The sequence below is a fragment of the Clostridium sp. D53t1_180928_C8 genome, assembly GCF_015667795.1.
GTDB lineage: Bacteria > Bacillota > Clostridia > Clostridiales > Clostridiaceae > Clostridium.
This window is the reverse complement of the sequence record NZ_JADPEL010000016.1, coordinates 62,936-69,906: the sequence shown is the minus strand read 5'-3', so window position 1 is coordinate 69,906 and position 6,971 is coordinate 62,936. Positions and strand designations below refer to the sequence as shown.

Below are 6,971 nucleotides of genomic sequence, written 5' to 3'. Positions count from 1 at the left end.
GAAGTTATAAGATTCAATGCTGAAGAAGCTCCAACTAAGCAAGCAGCATTTGCACAATACAAATATCCAAATGCATCATCTAGATATGCTAAGATTGCTGATTACCTAGGATTAGGTGGAAACACTAATGCTGAAAAGGTTGAATTATTAATTAAAGCTGTAGAAGAATTACAAGCTAAAGTTAATATGCCAAAAACAATCCAAGAAGCTGGTGTAAGCGAAGTTAAATTCTTCGAAACAATCGATGAAATGGTTGAGCAAGCATTCGATGACCAATGTACAGGAGCTAACCCAAGATATCCATTAATGGCTGAATTAAAAGAAATGTATATCACTAGCTACTACGGAAGAAATGCTAAAAACGAAGCAAAAGCTGAAGCAGCTCCAACTAAGAAAGAAAAGAAAAATAAATAATCAATAATTTATATATGAAGTCCTAGCGAAAGCTAGGGCTTTTTTTTATGATAAAAAGGATTAAGTATTCAAATACAAAGTAAAAAATAATAATTAATAGAAAAAAATGTATACAAAAGATGTGTGCTAGTGTATTATATTATTAACACACTAATACTTGACATAGGAGGTGGATTATGGAGTTTAAAATTAACTCTAAAGAGCCTATATATACGCAAATAATGAGATATTTAAAAAAAGGCATAGTAAAAGGAGAATTAAAGGGTGGTGACAGAATTTTGTCAGTAAGAGAATATGCAAGTGAGTTAAAAGTAAATCCAAACACTATTCAAAGAGCATATACACAACTAGAAGATGAAGGATTAATATATACCCAAAGAGGAATAGGAAAATTTGTTGTTGATGATGAAAATAAGATAAATGAATTGAGAATTGAAATGCTAGAAGATGTAATTACAAGCTTTATAAATGAATCAAAGGAGTTAGGTGTAAAAAAAGAAGATTTAATAAATTTAATAGATCAGAAATTTTAGGGGGGCGCTTATGGATAAGATTTTAATGGTCAATAATCTATATAAAAAAATTGGAAATAAGGAAATAATAAAAGATTTATCATTAGACTTAGATAAAGGAAAAGTATTAGGTATACTTGGACCTAATGGGAATGGAAAAACAACTCTTTTAAATATTATTTCGGGCTTATTAAAAAAGACATCTGGAGAAGTATTAATTGATGGGAAATCAGCTGGGTATGAAACAAAGAAAATAGTAGCCTTTCTTCAAGAGAAAAACAACCTAGCTAATATGAATACTATAAATGATGCGATAGTATTTTATAAAAGTTTTTTTGAAGATTTTGATGAAAAGAAAATGATTGACTTAATGAAGTTTATGAATTTAGATAGAAGTCTTAAGATTAAATCATTATCAAAGGGGATGTTAGAAAAGTTAAATTTAAGCTTAACCTTAAGCAGGCGAGCAAAACTTTATATGTTAGATGAGCCTATTTCAGGAGTTGATATAGTATCAAGAGGTAAAATAATAGATGCAATAATTCAAAATATTAGTGAAGAAAGTTCAATTATTATAACAACTCATTATGTTGGGGAATTAGAAGGTTTATTTGATGAAGTAGCTTTCTTAGGGAATGGGAAAGTAATAGAAATAAATGATACTGAAGAATTAAGAGAAAAGTATAATAAATCTATAGAAGATATATATAAATATATCTTTGCAGAATAGGGGGGAATTATGAGAAATATTATAAATATTATAAAGTTTGATATTATAAATAAAAAAGCGTAATTAATAATTGGGAGTGGAATTGTTTTATTTTTTATAATGCAGCTATCTATATTTTGGAGATGGATTCCATCGGAATTTATATTTATTCCAATAATTTGTGTGGTGTTATTAGTAAGTTTAATTTCAACAATAGTAAGGTTTATGAAATGTATATCAGCTGAGGAAGGCCGACTGGTATTTTTAGTACCTATTAAGGGATGGGAATTTTTATCTGCTAAATATGTTGGATTTATTTTAGAAGGGATATGGTTTATTATATTGACATGTTTAGGTTGTATTATAACTGGGGGAAAAATAAGTTTACTTTTAATTACGTCAGTATCAGTATTATGGGGGTTTTTAATTTTATTTTTATTAGTATCTACATTATCAATAATATATAAAAGTTATTTTAATAATAATGGAATATGTATAGTATTAGTTGCAATATCTATAATTATATTTGGAGGGGTAACATCAATTTTAGAACTTATATCATATGTAGCTTTACCAAGTATATATTTGATAATTGGAGAAATTTTAGAAATTAATTTGTTTAATATTTTTATAGATATAATAATCTTTGCAGGATTATTATATATGTCTGTAAATCATATAGATAAAAAATTAGATATTATATAGGGGGTAATTTATAATGAAAAAAATAATGACTTTAGCTTTATCTTTGATATTAGTATTATCTTTAAGTGCTTGTTCTGTTAGGCTTGAGGTTAGAAATAAAAATAATAGTAAAAGTAATAAGACATATGAGGTTACGGATATAAATAAAAATGTTAAATTAGAGAATGAAAATAAAATAGATATAAGTATTGGTTTTGGGAAAATTAATATTGTAGGATATGATGGAAATGAAGTTATAGTGACTGGTAAAACAAACTTAAATGTAGATAAAATAAATATAAATAAAGAGGGAAAGAGTATAGAAATTAGTGATGGAAATGATATATCCAATATAGATTTATTTAAATCAAATAATATAGATGTTGAATTGATGATTAAAGTTCCAAATAATTATAGTGGCGATATATATTTAAGTTATGGGGCTGCTGAGGTTGAATTAAGCAATATTAATTGTAATAATCTTAATATTGATGGTGGTGCAGGAGAATTAAAAATTAATGATATATTCTTTAATAAATTAGATTTTAATGCAGGGGTTGGAGAAAGTGAGATTAATCTATTAAGAAAATGTGGAGAAATTGATATTGATGGTGGTGTTGGAGAAATTGATATTTCAATAGAAGAAGTAGGAGGTAATCTAACTTATGAAGGTGGAGTAGGTAGTGCTAAAATAAAAATACCTGAAAATGCACCAGTATATTTTAATACAGATTCAGGTATAGGAGAAACAAATATAAATGCTATAACATCATCAGAAAGAACTTATGAATTTAATTTAAGCTTAGGAATTGGAGAAATAAAAATATACAACTAAATTAGTCTAAAAGAGCAATATCTCATGGAGATATATGCTCTTTTTATACTAATAATTACAATTATGCTATATTATATAATGAATATATAAAATAAAACTATAGAAATATCAATATATATCTATTTTATATATAAAAGAAAACGGTATATTTCTTTAAAGTTGTGCTATAATATTCACAATAATAATACTAGGAGAAAAAGTTTTGGAAAAGAATAATTTTAAATTAAATGAAATTTCACTATTTTCTAAAATAAGTAAAAGTACAATTTATAAATTAAATGAAATTTGCTTCATTAAGGAATTAAAAAAAGGTGACCATTTATTTCGAGATAAAGAAATTATAAGTAGTATATACATAATTAAAAGTGGAAAGATTGCATTATATAAGCAAAGTGAATCATCTCAAAAAAAAGTAGTATTTATTTTAGGAAAAGATACAGTTGTAAATGAAGTAATAATTGATGATTTGCCAGCATCTATTAATTGTGAAGCCTTTGAAAATACTGAAGTTTTATGTTTTGATAGGATTAAATTTTTAGATATTATGAAAGATGATTTTGAGTTATCTAAGGTAATAATTAGCTCTTTGTCTATAAAGGTTAGAAGACTATATAGACAAAGTAAAAACTCAATTCCTATAAAAGTAGAGAAAAGAGTTGCGGCTAAGTTGTGGAAGCTATCTAGAGATTATGGTATTCCTCATGAAGATGGGACTTTAATAGATTTAAATATTACAATTACATATCTTGCAGACATGTTTGGAGCGCCTAGAGAAACTATATCTAGAGCCTTAAAGATTTTAAATAGTGAAGGATTGATAATTAACAAAAATAAAAAAATAATAGTTCCTGATAGAAATAAATTGGTGAGGTTTTTTAAGGATAATTAAATTAAGAAAATTAAAAAGTTGTGATAAATGTCACATCTTTTTTTTTTGAAAAAAAATATAATATTTCATGAGTCTTGTTAATGAATTAACAAAAAAGTGAAAAAATAAGCTAAGAGGTGTTTTACATGGGATATAAACTTAACTTAGAAAATATGAATTTAGCTTTAAATGAGTTAAAGAAAACATATAAAATATATGCTCCAAAGGTTTTTGAAGGTGCAGGAACTTTTTCTGATACTGATAGAGTTAGATATGGAGAAATTGAAAGCATTGAAGAAATAGAATTTGATAAAAAATCAAGTTTTTCATATAAAGAAACTATTTTACCTACTAGACAAACGTTATTCTTCTTTACTGAAGATGAATGCACAGAAGCTGAAGTAGATGAAAGACCAGCTTTAATCTTCTTAAGAAGTTGTGAAATTCATTCATTAAAAAGAATTGATGATATCTATTTAAGAAATGGATTTGAAGATGTCTACTATAAGAAAATGAGAGAAAGCGCAAAATTCGTTTTAATTGGATGTGAAAACAGTTTTGAAAATTGTTTCTGTGTAAGCATGGGATCTAATAAAACAGACGAATATAATGCATACATTAAAGTTGATGGACAAGATGTATATTTAGATATTAAAGATGAAGAAATTGCAAATATAATAGCTTCTATAGAGAAAGAAGAAAAGGAAGTTAATCCTGATTTTGTTACAGAAAATCCTGTTAAAGTTAATATTCCAGAAAACTTAGGATTAGAAGTTATGAAGTCTACTATGTGGAATGAATATAATGAAAGATGTATAGCTTGTGGTAGATGTAATTTTGTCTGTCCAACATGTACATGTTTTACTATGCAAGATATAACTTATAAAGATAATAAAAATGCAGGTGAAAGAAGAAGAGTTTGGGCTTCTTGTCATGTAGATGGATATACAGATATGGCAGGTGGACATAGCTTTAGAAAAGAAAAGGGTCAAAAGATGAGATTTAAGACTCTTCATAAAGTATATGATTACAAGAAAAAATGGGGATATCATATGTGTGTTGGATGTGGTAGATGTGATGATATCTGTCCAGAATACATTAGTTTCTCAACAATTATAAATAAGTTAGAAAATGCTATGGATGAGGTGAAGAATAATGACTAAGAATGAATACATACCATTTAGATCAGAAATTTTAGAAGTAATTGAACATACTCCAATTGAGTATACTTTTAGAATGGCTTATAAAGGTGATGTTAAACCAGGTCAATTCTTTGAAGTATCATTACCTAAGTATGGAGAAGCTCCAATATCAGTAAGTGGAATTGGTGAAGATTTCGTTGATTTAACAATAAGAAGAGTTGGTAAGGTTACTAATGAAATATTTAAGAATTATGTTGGAGATAAGTTATTCTTAAGAGGACCTTATGGAAATGGATTTGATATAGAAAATTATAAGGATAAAGAATTAATAGTTGTTGCTGGGGGAACAGGACTTTCACCAGTAAGAGGAATAGTAGAATACTTCTCAAATAATAGTAATGATTGTACTAGCATGACTCTTATTACAGGATTCAAGTCACCAGAAGATGTTTTATTTAAAGAAGATATGAAAACTTGGGAAAAGACTATGAACCTTATCTTAACAGTTGATACTGCACCAGAAGGTTATCAAGGTAAAGTAGGATTAGTTACTAAGTATATTCCTGAATTAGAAATTAAAGATATGGATAATGTACAAGTAGTTGTTGTTGGACCTCCAATGATGATGAAGTTTACAGTTTTAGAATTCTTAAAACTTGGTATTAAAGAAGAAAACATTTGGATTTCTCAAGAAAGAAAAATGTGCTGTGGAATAGGTAAATGTGGACATTGCAAAATAGATGAAACTTATATTTGTTTAGATGGTCCAGTATTTAATTATACAGTAGGAAAATCTTTAATAGATTAGGAGGAAGTAATTAATGGATATCAATACTAAAAAGCTTAAAAAGAATGCCTTTAGAGTTACAAAGCATAGAGGATTAACAGCTTCAAGAATAAGAGTACCAGGTGGACACTTAAATGCTAAATACTTAGGGCTTATTCAAGAAATTGCTGAAACATATGGTAATGGAACAGTTCATTTAACTACTAGACAAGGTTTTGAAGTTCCAGGAATAGATATGAAAAATATGGATAAGGTTAATGAGTTACTTCAACCAATTATTGAAGGTTTAGAAATTAATCAAGTAGTTCCAGGTAAGGGATATACATCAGCTGGTACAAGAAACGTAAGTGCTTGTATAGGTAATAACGTCTGTCCATTTGCAAATTACAACACAACTAACTTTGCAAAGAAAATAGAAAAAGAAATATTCCCAAATGACTTACATTTTAAAGTTGCTTTAACAGGGTGTCCTAATGACTGTATGAAGGTTAGAATGCATGACTTTGGTATTATAGGAATGACAGAACCTCAATTAGATGAAAGTAAATGTATATCTTGTGGTGCTTGTGTTAGAGCATGTACTAAAAAGTCTACAGCAGCTTTACATGCAGAAAACTATACACCAGTAAGAGATCATAGCAAATGTATTGGATGTGGTGAATGTGTAATTAACTGTCCTACAGGAGCATGGACTAGAAGTAAAGAAAAGTATTATAGATTAGCTATAATGGGTAGAACAGGTAAGAAAAACCCAAGACTTGCTGAAGATTTCTTAATTTGGGCTGATGAAGATAGCATAACTAAGATAATAGTTAATACTTACAAATATGTAGAACAATATATTGATAGAAATGCACCAGGTGGTAAAGAGCATATCGGATATATAGTAGATAGAACTGGATTTGAAGAGTTCAAGAAATGGGCTTTAGAAGGAGTTACTTTATCAGATAAAGCTATAATGATGAATAATGTATATTGGAGCGGAATTAAGTATCCAAATGTTTAATATAATTAGCATAA

Annotated in this window: 9 protein-coding genes; all 9 read left to right on the top strand. The window is 27.6% G+C overall.

Annotated features, from left to right (window positions below; genetic code table 11):
* A partial coding sequence (locus I4V51_RS11720) for an iron-containing alcohol dehydrogenase (RefSeq protein ID WP_195988621.1) occupies positions 1–414 on the top strand: 414 nt, incomplete at its 5' end.
* Between the two features lie 176 nt (positions 415–590).
* Positions 591–947, top strand: a complete 357-nt coding sequence (locus I4V51_RS11715; protein WP_195988620.1) for a GntR family transcriptional regulator — start codon at positions 591–593, stop codon at positions 945–947.
* Positions 948–957: 10 nt separating this feature from the next.
* Positions 958–1,656, top strand: coding sequence for an ABC transporter ATP-binding protein (locus I4V51_RS11710; protein ID WP_195988619.1), 699 nt, complete (start codon positions 958–960; stop codon positions 1,654–1,656).
* Between the two features lie 204 nt (positions 1,657–1,860).
* Positions 1,861–2,340 (top strand): hypothetical protein, encoded by a 480-nt coding sequence (locus I4V51_RS11705; protein WP_195988618.1) that lies wholly within the window; start codon positions 1,861–1,863, stop codon positions 2,338–2,340.
* A gap of 13 nt (positions 2,341–2,353) precedes the next feature.
* On the top strand, positions 2,354–3,154 hold the full coding sequence (locus tag I4V51_RS11700; protein WP_195988617.1) for a DUF4097 family beta strand repeat-containing protein: 801 nt from the start codon (positions 2,354–2,356) through the stop codon (positions 3,152–3,154).
* 202 nt (positions 3,155–3,356) lie between these two features.
* On the top strand, positions 3,357–4,043 hold the full coding sequence (locus I4V51_RS11695; protein ID WP_195988616.1) for a Crp/Fnr family transcriptional regulator: 687 nt from the start codon (positions 3,357–3,359) through the stop codon (positions 4,041–4,043).
* 125 nt (positions 4,044–4,168) lie between these two features.
* Positions 4,169–5,185, top strand: a complete 1,017-nt coding sequence (gene asrA / locus I4V51_RS11690; protein ID WP_195988615.1) for an anaerobic sulfite reductase subunit AsrA — start codon at positions 4,169–4,171, stop codon at positions 5,183–5,185.
* Positions 5,178–5,972, top strand: coding sequence for an anaerobic sulfite reductase subunit AsrB (gene asrB / locus I4V51_RS11685; protein ID WP_195988614.1), 795 nt, complete (start codon positions 5,178–5,180; stop codon positions 5,970–5,972). The genes asrA and asrB overlap by 8 nt, the downstream gene beginning before the upstream one ends.
* Positions 5,973–5,985: 13 nt before the next feature.
* Positions 5,986–6,957, top strand: coding sequence for a sulfite reductase subunit C (asrC, locus tag I4V51_RS11680; protein ID WP_195988613.1), 972 nt, complete (start codon positions 5,986–5,988; stop codon positions 6,955–6,957).
* Positions 6,958–6,971: the final 14 nt, after the last annotated feature.